This window comes from Citrobacter sp. TBCS-15 (assembly GCF_005280815.1).
In the GTDB taxonomy this organism is placed as follows: domain Bacteria; phylum Pseudomonadota; class Gammaproteobacteria; order Enterobacterales; family Enterobacteriaceae; genus Citrobacter; species Citrobacter werkmanii.
Genome location: NZ_SZWK01000292.1, coordinates 372,174 through 387,014, shown reverse-complemented (window position 1 = coordinate 387,014; position 14,841 = coordinate 372,174). Strand labels below are relative to the sequence as shown.

Below are 14,841 nucleotides of genomic sequence, written 5' to 3'. Positions count from 1 at the left end.
TCAACGCACGCTTACCGTTTTGGCGGTGGTCACCGCGCCATAATCATTGACCGTCTGGAAGGTAACGTTGCCCTGTACGCCCGTTGGCAGCAGTACCTGCGTATCGCTTTTCGGTGCAACCATGACGTTATCGATCTTCGTTTTCCCCACATTAAGGTTGACCAACGTGACGTAATACGCAGACGGATTGTTGATTTTCAGGTGGTTGCCGGAACGGGAAAACTGCAGCATGCCGGGAGCATCTTCCGGGATGTGCGGCAGATTATTTGGGCGGACAAAAAGTTTAATGCGCGACAAAATCGCCAGTTGCAAAACGTTTTTACCCTCAAGGCTGTTCTTATTGACTGACGGAATGGCTTTCACGTTCATCCAGAACAGCGACTCACGATCTTTGGGCAGTGGCGCACCTGCGTAGATGATACGCAATGTGTTTTCGCTTTTAGCCTCACTGACAAACAACGGAGGCGTCACGACAAACGATTTTTCTTTAACCCCTGCGCTATTCTCGATCCATGAATTTACCAGGTAACGTTCTTTGGTATCGCTATTGCTAATAGACAGCGAAGTTTGTTTGGCATCAGCTGGATAAATAACACGGGTAGCGCCTAATGCAATGCCTCCGGCTGCCTGCACACTGGCAGCAGAAAATAAGGCCAGTAAAAGGATAAAACCTGATTTTAGATTATTAAACATAGCTACAAATACCTTTGATGCGATTATCGTTGGGAAATAAATCAGGGATAAACCAACGTAAACCACACGTCTGAACGAAGTATTCCCGGTGTGATATTTTCCGAGACGGCCCGATAGCGAGCAGTGAAATGAAACGTCATCTCTTGGGTGATAATCGGCGCGTAATGAAGCGGTAGAGCATTCGGAATTATTTGCTGTTGTCGCTCGTCAAATAGCGCCAGACCAACCCCCGAAGATGCAGACGCATCGCCGCTGGCCAGAAATACCTGCGGATCTTCCGCTGGCGTCACACCGGCAAACGCAATCCCGACGTGGTCATAAACATCAGAACTACACGACGTTAATCGCAGTGAAAACGGTACGCTGGTAGAGGCAAAGCTTCCCGTTCCGGAGAAGGCATTGGTACGATATTGCCCCATTTGCACCCGCAAATTCTGGCTGTCGGTGGCGACCGTACAGGCGCCGTTAACGAGCTGCCCTCGTAAGTGGAGGCGCCCGCTTTCCAGTATTACCGTATGAGCAAGCGCAGGCATTACGCACAGCATTCCCGCCAGCGCCACGCCTTTCCCTATCATCTGCCGCATCCTTTTTCATCCCCGGATATTGCCTCATCCAATGAGGCGAACATCATCCTTGCGCGAATCTAAACGGCTTATTCGTACTTCATGATAAACGTCGCGTCGGCATTCGCCTGACCCGGCGTAGCGCTGGTCGCGGTCGCTTTATAACGGGCAGAGAAACGCAGGGTGTTGGTCCCTTCTACCAGCGCCTGAGCGGTAGAGAAGGTTGCTCCATCCGGCTTCAGCGCGGTGGACGTATTGTCCAGAATTTCAATCCCTACACCGCCCGCGGTAGTGCTGTTATCCGAGGAGGAAACGGCCAGCAGGTTATTGTTAATGAGGTCAGTCTGACCAGAGAAAGCAACCGCGGCGGTCGCAGCCACTTTCGGGTCACAGTCGTTCAGTACGATAGTGAACGGAATTTGTGCCGTCGTGTCGCCTACTGCAGCAAAACTGGCGGTACGATATTGGCCTAACGTAACAACCTGATCGGATGACTGAGTGCTGACTGCACAGGCTGCATTGACCAGTTCACCTTCAAAATGCACGGTACCACCGCTAACGCTTACCGGATCGGCCGCAACCGCTGCGCCCGCAACTAACATCAGGCTGGCAATAACAGAAGAGGTCATTAATTTACGTTTCATGGATTTCCCTTGAATTACATACATCCGGCTCCGGCGTCCTGCGGGATCCGTTTGAATCATTATCGACATTAAATGTCAGGCTAATTATCTCTGCATCCTGTAAAGATATATATCGCAAGAGAATTAGTTAACTTTTTACCCCTACTCTCCTGAGTATTTGATTCACTAATTAATCTTCGCGAATATGACTATTCGTCACAGCGTTAAATTAAACATTTCAATTAATGAAAAATACCTGCAAATCCTTTTAATGCTCCTGGCTAATTCTTATTGGGATCCAGGAAAATTCTGGGTAAAAATGAGGTAAAAGACACCATAATCAGACGTAACAGACTGGTTTATGGTGCATTAACCTTGAAAACACCAGGGTGATGAGTTGTTTCATTGACGTTAAATTTAATTAGCATGATCATGAGTTATGTGAACGGTCTCAGCGTCTGAACCGACCCTGCCCGCTGACCGCGTTCCCCGCAATCGCACGTAAAAACGCAAACGAAAACTGACAGCACGTTCTGCTTCTGACAAAATAGTGACATCCCCTTCGATTTAACGTAACAGACGGAATCCTCTCTCTGATGGCAGCAAAGATTATTGACGGTAAAACGATTGCGCAGCAGGTGCGCTCTGAGGTTGCTCAAAAAGTTCAGGCGCGTTTAGCGGCTGGATTACGCGCCCCAGGCCTGGCTGTTGTGCTGGTAGGTAGCAACCCGGCTTCGCAGATTTATGTCGCGAGTAAACGCAAAGCCTGTGATGAAGTGGGGTTTGTCTCCCGCTCTTATGACCTGCCTGAAACCACCAGCGAGGCGGAGCTTCTTGAGCTGATCGATACGCTCAATGCAGATACCACCATCGACGGTATCCTGGTACAACTGCCATTACCGGCAGGTATCGACAACGTTAAAGTGCTGGAGCGTATTGCACCGGATAAAGACGTAGACGGTTTCCACCCGTATAACGTTGGTCGTCTGTGTCAACGCGCGCCGCGTCTGCGTCCATGTACTCCGCGCGGGATTGTCACTCTGCTTGAGCGTTATAACATCGATACCTATGGTCTGAATGCCGTAGTGATTGGCGCCTCAAATATTGTCGGACGCCCGATGAGCATGGAGCTGCTGCTGGCTGGCTGCACCACCACGGTCACCCACCGATTCACCAAAGATCTGCGTCGCCACGTAGAACATGCGGACCTGCTGATTGTTGCTGTCGGCAAACCTGGCTTTATTCCCGGCGAGTGGATCAAAGAAGGTGCGATTGTGATTGATGTCGGCATCAACCGTCTGGAGAATGGTAAGGTTGTTGGCGATGTGGTCTTTGAAGATGCTGCCGCGCGTGCGTCATATATCACGCCGGTACCGGGCGGCGTAGGCCCAATGACTGTCGCCACACTTATCGAAAACACGCTACAGGCGTGTGTTGAATACCATGATGTAAAGGACGTTTAAGATGGCCATATTTTCACTGGGTAAACACCCTCACGTTGAACTCTGCGATTTGCTGAAGCTGGAAGGCTGGAGCGAAAGCGGCGCCCAGGCAAAGATTGCTATTGGCGAAGGTTTAGTGAAGGTCGATGGCGCTGTTGAAACGCGCAAACGCTGTAAAATCGTTGCCGGACAGACCGTCAGCTTTGAAGGCCACAGCATTAACGTCGTGGCGTGACCCCGAGTGCCGGATGAGGTTAACACCGCGTCCGGCCACTTCCCCATCTCATTTTCAGATAATGACTTCATCCCTACTTCACAGTGAACGGCTAGCATGTTGTTTTTCCACACGAAGCGAACATCATGCCAACCATCATTACTCACGCGGCCGTTCCACTCTGTTTAGGATTAGGTCTCGGACTTAAAGTCATTCCCCCGCGATTACTGTTTACCGGCGTCATTCTGGCTATGCTGCCGGATGCCGACGTGCTGTCGTTTAAGCTTGGCGTCGCCTACGGCAACGTGTTTGGTCATCGTGGCTTTACCCACTCACTGCTGTTCGCCTTTGTCGTGCCGCTACTTTGCGTATTGATTGGCCGACGATGGTTTAAAGCCGGATTGATTCGCTGCTGGCTATTCCTGACGCTTTCACTGCTGTCGCACAGTCTGCTGGATTCTGTCACCACCGGCGGCAAAGGCGTCGGCTGGCTGTGGCCGTGGTCGGATGAACGCTTTTTCGCGCCGTGGCAGGTGATTAAAGTCGCGCCGTTCGCGCTGTCACGCTACGCGACCCCTTACGGGCATCAGGTTATTATTTCGGAATTATTATGGGTGTGGCTACCGGGAGTGATGATGATGGGTGTGCTGTGGTGGTACAGACGTCATTAATAGTGCCTGATGGCGCTATGCTTATCAGGCCTACCGATCATTACATCGTAGGCCGGATAAGGCGTTAGACGCCATCCGGCAATAGAGAGTTACTTACGGCGCCAGGTGGTGCCCTGCGGGCCATCTTCCAGCACGATGCCCATCTCGTTGAGACGGTCACGCGCGGCGTCAGCTGCCGCCCAGTCTTTGGCTTTACGCGCGTCCAGACGCTGCTGAATTAACGCTTCAATTTCAGCAACTTCACCGTCATCCGCCTGCGCGCCGCTTTGCAGGAACGCTTCCGGATCCTGTTCCAGCAGGCCCAGCACGCTGGAGAGCTTGCGCAGATGCGCAGCCATACCGTTAGCCGCCGCCATATCTTCACCCTTCAGGCGGTTAACTTCACGCGCCATATCAAACAGCACGGAGTAAGCTTCCGGCGTGTTGAAGTCATCGTCCATCGCTTCAATGAAACGCGCTTCAAAGTCCTCGCCACCCGCAGGGGCAACGGATTTGTCGGTACCACGCAGCGCGGTGTACAGACGTTCCAGCGCAGAACGCGCCTGTTTCAGGTTCTCTTCGCTGTAGTTCAACTGGCTACGGTAATGACCCGACATCAGGAAGTAGCGAATGGTTTCGGCGTCGTAGTATTTCAGCACGTCGCGTACGGTAAAGAAGTTGCCCAGCGATTTGGACATTTTCTCGCGGTCAACCATCACCATCCCGGAGTGCATCCAGTAGTTCACGTATTCGCCATCGTGCGCACAGGTGGACTGCGCGATTTCGTTTTCATGGTGCGGGAACATCAGGTCGGAGCCACCGCCATGAATATCGAAATGGTTGCCCAACTGTTTGCAGTTCATCGCCGAACACTCGATATGCCAGCCCGGACGACCTGCGCCCCATGGAGACGGCCAGCTAGGTTCGCCCTCTTTGGACATTTTCCACAGCACAAAGTCCATCGGGTTGCGCTTCACGTCAACCACGTCAACGCGAGCGCCCGCCTGCAACTGATCCAGAGCCTGGCGTGACAGCTGACCGTAGTTCGGGTCAGTCGGAACGTCGAACATCACGTCGCCGTTATCGGCAACATAAGCGTGACCTTTGGCAATCAGCTGTTCGGTGATCTCAATAATCTCGGCGATATGGTGCGTAGCGCGAGGTTCCAGGTCCGGGCGCAGAATATTCAGCGCATCGAAATCGCTATGCATTTCCGCAATCATACGATCAACCAGCGCGACAAAGCTCTCGCCGTTTTCATTTGCGCGCTTGATGATTTTGTCGTCGATATCGGTAATGTTGCGCACATACTTCAGCTTATAGCCGAGGAAACGCAGATAACGCGCAACGACGTCGAAAGAAACAAAAGTACGTCCGTGGCCAATATGACAGAGATCGTAAACGGTAATACCACACACGTACATGCCGACTTCCCCGGCATGAATAGGTTTGAATTCCTCTTTTTGGCGCGTCAGTGTATTAAAGATTTTTAACATCGAAGATTCCGTGTAGACGTGTGTGGATAGTAAAGTCTGTATAATACCCATAATTTAGACCGGAAGCAGCACACTTTGCGAGGTGATCGCAGCTTGCGGTTATGCTATAACACACCCCTAACTCTGACCCTTGACAGGGTCGAAGCACCAATCTATCGGAACAGGATGCAAAAATGGTTACTTTCCACACTAATCACGGCGATATCGTAATCAAAACGTTTGATGATAAAGCGCCTGAAACAGTTAAAAACTTCCTGGACTACTGCCGCGAAGGTTTTTATAACAACACCATTTTCCACCGTGTTATTAACGGTTTCATGATCCAGGGCGGTGGTTTCGAGCCAGGCATGAAGCAAAAAGCCACGAAAGAAGCGATCAAAAACGAAGCGAACAACGGTCTGAAAAACACCCGTGGTACGCTGGCAATGGCGCGTACTCAGGCTCCGCACTCCGCAACCGCACAGTTCTTCATCAACGTTGCTGACAATGACTTCCTGAACTTCTCCGGCGAAAGCATGCAGGGTTGGGGTTACTGCGTGTTTGCTGAAGTTGTTGAAGGCATGGACGTGGTTGATAAAATCAAAGGCGTTTCCACTGGTCGCAGCGGTATGCATCAGGATGTGCCTAAAGAAGACGTCATCATTGAAAACGTGACCGTCAGCGAGTAATCGTGGCGACACTGTTTATTGCAGATCTTCACCTCTGCACAGAAGAACCGGCGATCACCGCCGGTTTTCTGCGTTTTTTAGCCGGTGATGCGCGACAAGCCGATGCGCTGTACATTCTCGGCGACCTGTTCGAAGCCTGGATTGGCGACGACGACCCTAATCCGCTGCATCATCAAATAGCCGCGGCGATAAAATCACTGGTTGATTCCGGCGTTCCCTGCTTTTTTATTCACGGCAACCGTGATTTTCTGCTCGGCAAACGTTTTGCCCGTGAGAGCGGCATGACTTTACTGCCCGAAGAGAAAATGCTCGATCTGTATGGTCGCAAGGTACTGATCATGCATGGCGACACGTTATGCACCGACGATGCTGGCTATCAGGCGTTTCGCGCCAAAGTGCATCAATCCTGGTTACAAAAACTATTCCTCGCCCTGCCATTGTTCATTCGCCAACGTATTGCCGCGAAAATGCGCGCCAACAGCAAAGCAGCCAACAGCAGTAAGTCGCTGGAGATCATGGATGTGAATCAGCAGGCCGTTATTGCCGAGCTGGAAAATCATCAGGTCCAGTGGTTAATTCACGGTCATACCCACCGTCCGGCAGTACACGAACTTACGGCCAATGGGCAACCCGCCTTCCGCGTAGTATTAGGCGCCTGGCACAGCGAAGGTTCGATGATCAAAGTCACACCACACGACGTTGAACTGATCGCATTTCCATTTTAACTCCCCCGTCAAAACGCTTGCTACACAGGCTACGCAATCGTTTTCCTTGACGGTGAATTATGCTATTCTCTGTGGCCTCAAAAGTCGAGTGTAGTGCACCACAGGAGTTTTCAGACGCATGTCTTCCCGCAATAATCCGGCGCGTGTCGCCATCGTGATGGGGTCCAAAAGCGACTGGGCTACCATGCAGTTCGCCGCCGAAATCTTCGAAATGTTGGACGTTCCACATCATGTTGAGGTCGTCTCTGCTCACCGTACCCCAGACAAACTGTTCAGTTTCGCCGAAGGCGCTGAAGAGAACGGTTATCAGGTGATTATTGCCGGTGCCGGTGGTGCTGCACATTTGCCTGGTATGATTGCGGCGAAAACGCTGGTGCCTGTTTTAGGCGTTCCGGTACAAAGCGCAGCGTTGAGCGGCGTAGATAGCCTTTATTCCATCGTTCAAATGCCTCGCGGTATTCCGGTGGGCACGCTGGCGATCGGCAAAGCGGGCGCGGCCAATGCGGCCCTGCTGGCCGCGCAAATTCTGGCAACACACGACAAAGAATTGCATCAGCGTCTGGCTGAGTGGCGTAAAGCGCAAACCGACGAGGTGCTGGAGAACCCGGACCCGCGAGGTGTAGCATGAAGCAGGTCTGCGTACTCGGCAATGGTCAGCTAGGACGCATGTTGCGTCAGGCCGGTGAGCCGCTGGGGATTGCGGTCTGGCCCGTCGGGCTGGACGCCGAACCCGCCGCCGTTCCTTTTCAACAAAGCGTGATCACCGCTGAGATTGAGCGCTGGCCGGAAACGGCGCTCACCCGCGAACTGGCACGTCACCCGGCGTTTGTTAACCGCGACGTCTTCCCGATTATTGCTGACCGTCTGACGCAAAAACAGCTTTTTGACAAACTCAACCTGGCGACCGCGCCATGGCAACTGCTGGCGGATAAAAGCGAATGGTCTGCGGTGTTTGACAAACTCGGCGAGTTGGCAATTGTGAAGCGTCGCGTCGGCGGCTACGACGGTCGTGGACAGTGGCGTTTACGCGCGAATGAAACCGAACAACTGCCAGACGACTGCTACGGCGAGTGCATCGTCGAGCGAGGAATCAACTTCTCCGGTGAAGTCTCACTGATTGGCGCGCGTGCGCACGACGGCAGCACCGTCTTCTATCCGCTGACCCATAACCTTCATCAGGACGGCATTCTGCGCACCAGCGTGGTATTTCCGCAGGCTAACGCTAAACAACAGGCGCAGGCCGAAGCGATGCTCTCTGCCATCATGCAGGAGCTGGGCTATGTCGGTGTGATGGCGATGGAGTGTTTCATCACCCCGGAAGGTCTGCTGATTAATGAACTGGCTCCGCGCGTGCACAACAGCGGGCACTGGACGCAAAACGGCGCCAGCATCAGCCAGTTTGAACTGCATCTGCGCGCCATTACCGGCCTGCCGCTGCCGACGCCGGTGGTGAACAATCCTTCGGTGATGGTAAACCTGATCGGCAGCGACCTGAACTACGACTGGCTGAAGCTGCCGCTGGTGCATCTGCACTGGTATGACAAAGAGGTACGCGAAGGGCGTAAGGTGGGACACCTGAACCTGAGCGACAGCGATACCGCGCGCCTTAGCGCCACGCTGGAAGCGCTCATTCCCCTGCTGCCGCCGGAATATGCCAGCGGTATCATCTGGGCGCAGTCAAAGCTGAAATAAACCGATACGGGAGGTGTGCCTGCGCACGCCTCCCGTTACTTTTACAGACGAATGCAGGTTCCGGCTTTCCCCGCCAACGTGTCTTCAATGCGAGACAGCGCGCCAATCCACGCGGGTTTTCCACGTCGCTTCACGTATCCGCTTACGGCTGTCACCTTTGGCCCCATCGAACCATCAGCTTTAGCAAACGGTGCCAGTTCATCAGGAGAGGCTTGTCGAATCGCACGTTGCTCTGGTGTGCCCCAGTTCTCATAGACCGCATCAGCATCGGTGAGGATAACCAGACCGTCGGCATCGATCTGTTCAGCCAGCAATGCCGCCGCCAGATCCTTATCAATGACCGCTTCAGACCCAACCCCTTCCCCGGTAACCGGCACGCCGCCACCGCCGCTACAAATCACCACATGGCCTTCTTTGAGCAAGAGCTTAATAGCATCGCTTTCGACGATCTGGCGAGGCTCAGGCGAGGCGACAACACGACGCAGGTATTTGCCGTCACGTTTCATATGCCAGCCGTAGGTGGCTTCCAGCTGCGTTTGATCTGCAGGCGAATACACCGGGCCGATAAATTTTTCCGGCACCATAAATGCGGGATCGTCTTCAGACACCACAATTCGCGTTAACACTGTGGTCACCGGCGGCATCTCCGGTTCAGCGGTCAGACTTTGCGCCAACATATAACCAATCATGCCCTGAGTCTCTGCCACCAGCACATCCAGCGGGTAAGGTTCAACCTCCTTCCAGGCAAGATTCTGTAACGATAACAAACCAACCTGCGGCCCATTGCCATGTACGATGGCCAGGCGGTACGAACGCGCCAGACGCGCCAGGGCAGGTACGGCGCTGGCAATATTACGATATTGATTTTCTGCCGTCAGCGCCTCGCCGCGCTGCAATAATGCGTTGCCACCAAGAGCAACAACCAGCGTTTTCATTCCCTATCCTTCTATGATTTGTTGCCCAAGCCAGAACCCCAACAGGGTGTCTGCGCCGGAGGTATGCCCGAGCGCTAGCAGCGAATTTATCGCCGCGTCCATCCTTTGGTGTCGGCCCAAAGCATGAGTGAAGTGGAGCAAAGGTGAAGCGAAGTATCCTAATGCCGCGTAGCGTAAGTAGCTCACGCTAACCACGGTCGTCGCCAGTTCAAGATTGCCGGAATATTCAAAGAAACGATGGCCGGAATCCTTATTCAGCGCGCCAAAATACCAGGCGGCCAGAAGCATTCCGGTCAACGTATCATCATGGCTGGGCGTTAAACCTGGCCCCTTACCTAACCACTGCCGCCAGTCTGTCGATAAGCCAGCCAGCGCCGAGAAAAAGCAATGGCGGAACTGACGTAACTCGGGGCACAAAGGCAAATTTGCCGCCAGCATTAACGGCCCGAATAATCCCGTTTCCTCGCCGCGCTCCATCCAGGCGGATGCAAGGCGTGGAGCATGTGGGCGGGACGTTATTTTCAACGAACAATAACGCTGCGGTTGGCGCAACAGAAACGGTCCCAACACAATCCCCTCGGGGACAGCCTGAGGGGTTTCACTACCGCTTAACGCCATACGCAGCGCATCAAAATCAGGCGCACGGATCACCCATCCTCCCGGGCTAAAACCACTGCCCTGGCGGTGCAGCGTTAACAGTGCGCCTCCTTCGGCCACAAGGTTAATCGAGCGCCGCCAGATCCCGGATAGCTGCCATGACTGGCGAAAATCCGGAGACTGCTGACTGCCCATCAGAGGACGGATGATCATCATGCGCGGCTCTCTTAGCTAATGCCCATACTTTCAGCCAGCGCTTCCAGAGCCAGCTCAAAGCAGGCCAACGGCGCACGAACTGTGCCCGCGCCGATCTGACCAATACCGGCTTCTTTATGGGCAATACCCGTGTTGATCAGCGGCGTAATACCTGTTTCCACGACGCGACGGATATCAAGACCAAGGCAAGCCCCCTGGAAATCCCAGCCAGGGATCTGCAACTGCATATTGCGTTCCAGATAGATTTCAGCCATCTCCTCGGAAACGGACTTCGCGGCCTCCATCCCTCCGGCACCGACAAAACGCGTTACGCCAGGGGCAGCGATCATCGCGGCGCCGCCAATCCCAAAGGTTTCGGTGATGGCACTATCGCCCATATCCGGGTTAGCTTGTTCCTGCGAGAAGCCGGTAAAGAACAGCCCCTGCGGTGTGTTAACCGGCGCAGTAAACCAGCGATCGCCAAGTCCGCTCACCCTGATACCGAACATATCGCCATTACGGGTCATTGCGGTCACAATACTGCCGGAACGCACCATTGCTCCGGCATCCATTGCCGCTTTGCAGTAAGCCATCGCCAGGTTCAAGAAGAACTGGTCGGTCACACTGAGAAAATCCATCACCTCAGCAATCTGCTGCTTATCATGTTCCAGACGGGCAATTTGCGGTGCCAGAGTTCGCATCAGCAGAGCTGAAGAGGCAATGTTGCGCTGATGGAACTCATCGCCCATCGTAATGCCCTGCGCCATCATGGCGGTCAGATCAATACCCTGTTCCAGATTGGCCAGCGCCGCGCTTAAAACAGGCATCAGGACATCGCGCATCCAACGTAGACGCTGCTGGACATCTTCGCCATACGCGCCGAAGCGCATCACTTTGCCAATCCCTTCGTTGAGATTGCAGTAAGCCCGGTTACCGTCGGTGATATTTTCCACCACCAGCATCGGCATGCTGGCAGAGGTGATTCCCCCCATTGGCCCCACAGCATTAACATGGTGGCAAGGTACGAACCGGACTTTGCCCTGCTCCAGTAAAGCCAGCGCGCTCATCTCATCATTGGCCCACCCTTCAAACAGACATGCACCAATACAGGCCCCTTTCATCGGACCAGTCATCTCTTGCCAACGCATTGGCGGTCCCGCATGCAGCAACGTTTTCCCTTCATTGAGCTCGCGAATTAATGAGGAGGCTGGTTGCACATCCAGCCAGTGCGGACGCGCACGACGAATTTGTTCGATTACTGCAGCATTGGCTTGCGCCACTGATGTAAACATTGGAACCCCTTATTGCAAACGTTCTAATAAACGAGCCAGTTTCTTATTACCGCCAGCGACAGGTGCCCACTGGTAATGCACCACAGGCATTTCTGCCGCCTGTAAATCCAGTGCAAAACTGCGTAACCCGGCATTGATGACCGCCACTTTTTCCAGTAGCGGAGGTGTGGATTTGTCAGATAACGGTTGAGATGGACGAATCAGTTCGGCGGCAAGCAGCGTTGCCTCAGGCAGTGAACTCACTACGGCAATGCCGGCATCTTCCAGTGTGGCAATCTGCAGTGAGCGACACTGCGGATCGCGTTCTGTACCTGTCACCGTCGCAATCGCATACAGCGGTTGCTCATGGCCTCGCGCAGCGCACGCCTTCTGCCAGGCCTGAACCAACGATGCGGCCGGATCTGCCGTCGCGCCGTAACCAATCACGACATCAACTAACAGTACGCGTACCTGCGGCTGCGTCCCCAGATCCGTAATCAGTTGATTACGTAAGGCAGGGTCAATCATCGGATGCGGCCGCCCGACGGTGTAAAAATCATCCCCCAGATCGATAATCTGGTGCCCGGCGGCATCCAGCATCATGCCATGATGATGTTGTGCATCCGCGGTGACATTCAGGTGGGCGGCCAGCAGCCCAGCGGCTTCGGCGGCCAGCGTACCTCCGGTGTATAACCCTCGGATCACACCGTCTCCTGTGGTTGAAAGCGAGCTGCGTCGCGCCGCGACTCTCGCCAGTAAACAGGCCAGACGGGCCGCATCGTCCAACGTCGCGGCAAACCAGACGTTTTCGTCGCGGGCGACCGCGGAGGTGTAACCTAAAAACAGGGCTACCACGGGTTTGCCGGTGGCCTTCATCGCCGTCACGATATGCTGGCGAACAGCCTCCGCCGGTGGTTTCGACACAAAAGCCAACACCTGGCTTTTGTCGTCTGCGCCAAGCATCTCCAGCGCGGTAAGCGCGCTAATCCCCCCTACCTCGGCGCTCAGGTCCCGTCCGCCCAGACCGATGGCGTGAGTGATGCCTTCCCCGGCCAGCGCTATCTGTGAACAGAGCTCCTGAATCCCTGTGCCGGAGGCGCCCAGCACACCGATATTGCCTTCCGGCATCACGTTGGCAAAAGCCAGCGGCGTGCCCGCAATCATGGCGGTTCCGCAGTCCGGTCCCATCACCAGCAGACCTTTATCCTGCGCACGGCGCTTGAGGGTGATTTCATCTTCCAGGGTCACGTTATCGGAGAACATCATGACATTCAGGTTGCGATCCAACGCCTGGTTCGCCAGCTCCGCCGCGTATTCACCGGCGACGGAAATGAGCGTCATATTCGCCTCAGGCAGTTTCTGGCACGCGCTTTCCCAGCGTCTGACCTGCAGGAGCGTTTGGCTACCGCCAGTGGCCTGCGCCAGCTGCTGCAACGACTCATCCAGTTGTTGCAGAATGGCCTGCGTAATACTTTCATCAGCCGTTTCAGTGCGAATCGCCACACAAATATCGTTTGGCGTCGCATTATTAAAATCGTCATGCCAAAACCCGGTCGTTTCCAGCAATGATTTATTTGCTGGCGTTCCCATCATGACCGATACATCGTCTACATTTTCGGACTCACTCAGCTTGCGTGAAATAATCATTAAACTGACAGAGTCCTGAAAACACCCTTTTTTAATAAAGGCGTGGATCATAACAACCCCTTAATAATTGCACCCATGGCAATTGCACGAGTAGTGTTAATGTGTAGCTCAAGGTATATATCTGGAATCCCAAATAGAGTGACTGGCATCACACTGGAATTATTAACAAAATAAATTTAACAACCACCAGAGTATTAAACATTATTTTTTAACGGCATTGTTTATTTAAAAAGAAAGGGCAAATCAACACTGATTATCAAATAAATTCTAACTATATTTTTTTGTGTGTCTGGATCACATAATCAATTTTTATTCCCGGTATGTTAACGGCAGTCATGCTTCACACCGTCGTTAAAAAGGAAGACAGATGAAAATCAGTCGGGAAACACTCCACCAGCTTATCGAGAATAAGCTTTGCAAGGCCGGACTAAAACGTGAGCACGCCACAACGGTTGCTGAGGTATTGGTTTACGCCGATGCCAGAGGCATTCACTCTCATGGCGCCGTACGCGTTGAATACTATGCTGAGCGCATTTCAAAAGGCGGTACCAACCGCGAACCCACATTTCGTTTTGAAGATACCGGTCCCTGTACAGCGATTTTGCATGCCGATAATGCCGCCGGGCAAGTCGCAGCAAAGATGGGTATGGAGCATGCCATTAAAATTGCTAAAAAAAATGGTGTCGCCGTCGTTGGCATTAGCCGAATGGGGCACAGCGGTGCCATTTCTTACTTTGTGCAGCAAGCCGCTCGCGCTGGTCTGATCGGCCTCTCCGTGTGCCAGTCCGACCCGATGGTGGTACCGTTCGGCGGCGCAGATATTTACTACGGTACCAATCCGTTAGCCTTCGCTGCGCCAGGAGAAGGCGACGACATCATGACGTTTGATATGGCGACAACGGTGCAGGCATGGGGAAAAGTTCTGGATGCCCGCTCCCGCAACGAGCCGATTCCGAATACCTGGGCAGTCGATAAAAACGGCGCGCCAACTTCCGATCCATTTGCTGTCAATGCGTTGCTACCTGCGGCTGGGCCTAAAGGCTATGGCCTGATGATGATGATCGATGTGTTATCCGGCATTTTATTGGGATTACCGTTTGGTCGTCAGGTCAGTTCAATGTATGAGGATTTACATGCCGGTCGGAATTTAGGCCAACTGCATTTGGTTATTAATCCCGACTTTTTCTCCTCCAGCCAATTATTCCGCCAGCACCTCAGCCAGACCATGCAAGAGTTAAATAACGTTACTCCTGCACCCGGCTTTAAACAAGTTTATTACCCCGGACAGGATCAAGATATTAATCAACGCAATGCCGCGGTCCATGGTATCGACATTGTTGACGATATTTATCAATACCTGATTTCCGATGCCCTCTATCTCAAGTCATACGAAACAAAGAATCCCTTTGCACAATAATTATTGAAACAGG

16 protein-coding genes are annotated in these 14,841 nt (G+C 53.3%); 8 read left to right on the top strand and 8 right to left on the bottom strand.

The genetic code is table 11. The features are described 5' to 3' along the window. From fimC to fimA, 3 genes are all read right to left on the bottom strand, one after another. The gene (gene fimC / locus FDW96_RS19470; protein ID WP_079225127.1) at nucleotides 1-693 is read right to left on the bottom strand and encodes a type 1 fimbria chaperone FimC; all 693 of its coding nucleotides are present in this window, start codon (nucleotides 691-693) and stop codon (nucleotides 1-3) included. 41 nt (nucleotides 694-734) lie between these two features. Beyond that, nucleotides 735-1,268 carry a type 1 fimbrial protein subunit FimI gene (gene fimI / locus FDW96_RS19465; RefSeq protein ID WP_042309947.1) on the bottom strand — a complete coding sequence of 178 codons (534 nt, stop codon included), beginning with the start codon at nucleotides 1,266-1,268 and terminating at the stop codon, nucleotides 735-737. Between the two features lie 77 nt (nucleotides 1,269-1,345). Beyond that, complete coding sequence (gene fimA, locus FDW96_RS19460; RefSeq protein ID WP_042309949.1) at nucleotides 1,346-1,900, bottom strand: type 1 fimbrial major subunit FimA; 555 nt, start codon at nucleotides 1,898-1,900, stop codon at nucleotides 1,346-1,348. Between the two features lie 575 nt (nucleotides 1,901-2,475). Here fimA and folD point away from each other — a divergent pair. From folD to FDW96_RS19445, 3 genes are all read left to right on the top strand, one after another. Then, nucleotides 2,476-3,342 carry a bifunctional methylenetetrahydrofolate dehydrogenase/methenyltetrahydrofolate cyclohydrolase FolD gene (folD, locus tag FDW96_RS19455; protein WP_003021887.1) on the top strand — a complete coding sequence of 289 codons (867 nt, stop codon included), beginning with the start codon at nucleotides 2,476-2,478 and terminating at the stop codon, nucleotides 3,340-3,342. Between the two features lies 1 nt (nucleotide 3,343). Next, entirely contained in the window at nucleotides 3,344-3,556 is a 213-nt protein-coding gene (gene ybcJ / locus FDW96_RS19450; RefSeq protein ID WP_137366153.1) for a ribosome-associated protein YbcJ, read from the top strand. Between the two features lie 125 nt (nucleotides 3,557-3,681). Beyond that, a complete protein-coding gene (locus FDW96_RS19445; RefSeq protein ID WP_042309952.1) occupies nucleotides 3,682-4,206 on the top strand; it encodes a metal-dependent hydrolase in 525 nt (174 codons plus the stop codon). Nucleotides 4,207-4,295: 89 nt separating this feature from the next. On the opposite strand, the gene cysS is transcribed toward FDW96_RS19445, so the two are convergent. Further along, complete coding sequence (gene cysS / locus FDW96_RS19440) at nucleotides 4,296-5,681, bottom strand: cysteine--tRNA ligase (protein WP_042309953.1); 1,386 nt, start codon at nucleotides 5,679-5,681, stop codon at nucleotides 4,296-4,298. Nucleotides 5,682-5,854: 173 nt separating this feature from the next. Between cysS and ppiB the strand changes: the two genes are divergently transcribed. The 4 genes from ppiB to purK all read left to right on the top strand — a co-directional run bounded on the left by ppiB (nucleotide 5,855) and on the right by purK (nucleotide 8,766). Next, on the top strand, nucleotides 5,855-6,349 hold the full coding sequence (ppiB, locus tag FDW96_RS19435) for a peptidylprolyl isomerase B (RefSeq protein ID WP_003021875.1): 495 nt from the start codon (nucleotides 5,855-5,857) through the stop codon (nucleotides 6,347-6,349). A 2-nt stretch (nucleotides 6,350-6,351) separates the two neighbouring features. After that, nucleotides 6,352-7,074, top strand: a complete 723-nt coding sequence (gene lpxH, locus FDW96_RS19430; RefSeq protein ID WP_042309956.1) for a UDP-2,3-diacylglucosamine diphosphatase — start codon at nucleotides 6,352-6,354, stop codon at nucleotides 7,072-7,074. Between the two features lie 118 nt (nucleotides 7,075-7,192). Further along, on the top strand, nucleotides 7,193-7,702 hold the full coding sequence (gene purE, locus FDW96_RS19425; protein ID WP_042309959.1) for a 5-(carboxyamino)imidazole ribonucleotide mutase: 510 nt from the start codon (nucleotides 7,193-7,195) through the stop codon (nucleotides 7,700-7,702). After that, on the top strand, nucleotides 7,699-8,766 hold the full coding sequence (gene purK, locus FDW96_RS19420; RefSeq protein WP_061381600.1) for a 5-(carboxyamino)imidazole ribonucleotide synthase: 1,068 nt from the start codon (nucleotides 7,699-7,701) through the stop codon (nucleotides 8,764-8,766). The genes purE and purK overlap by 4 nt, the downstream gene beginning before the upstream one ends. A 41-nt stretch (nucleotides 8,767-8,807) precedes the next feature. Here the strand turns inward: purK and FDW96_RS19415 are convergent, their stop codons facing one another. The 4 genes from FDW96_RS19415 to FDW96_RS19400 are packed head-to-tail and all read right to left on the bottom strand — an operon-like array spanning nucleotide 8,808 to nucleotide 13,462. After that, a complete protein-coding gene (locus FDW96_RS19415) occupies nucleotides 8,808-9,701 on the bottom strand; it encodes a carbamate kinase (RefSeq protein ID WP_137366152.1) in 894 nt (297 codons plus the stop codon). A 3-nt stretch (nucleotides 9,702-9,704) separates the two neighbouring features. Continuing rightward, the gene (locus tag FDW96_RS19410; protein ID WP_061381599.1) at nucleotides 9,705-10,514 is read right to left on the bottom strand and encodes a DUF2877 domain-containing protein; all 810 of its coding nucleotides are present in this window, start codon (nucleotides 10,512-10,514) and stop codon (nucleotides 9,705-9,707) included. Between the two features lie 11 nt (nucleotides 10,515-10,525). Further along, nucleotides 10,526-11,785: a DUF1116 domain-containing protein gene (locus FDW96_RS19405; protein ID WP_042309967.1), complete on the bottom strand. Its 1,260-nt coding sequence runs from the start codon at nucleotides 11,783-11,785 to the stop codon at nucleotides 10,526-10,528. 9 nt (nucleotides 11,786-11,794) lie between these two features. Further along, complete coding sequence (locus FDW96_RS19400) at nucleotides 11,795-13,462, bottom strand: acyl-CoA synthetase FdrA (protein ID WP_137366151.1); 1,668 nt, start codon at nucleotides 13,460-13,462, stop codon at nucleotides 11,795-11,797. Between the two features lie 316 nt (nucleotides 13,463-13,778). On the opposite strand from FDW96_RS19400, the gene allD reads away from it, so the two are divergent. Then, entirely contained in the window at nucleotides 13,779-14,828 is a 1,050-nt protein-coding gene (gene allD, locus FDW96_RS19395) for an ureidoglycolate dehydrogenase (RefSeq protein WP_042309971.1), read from the top strand. Nucleotides 14,829-14,841 lie beyond the last annotated feature (13 nt).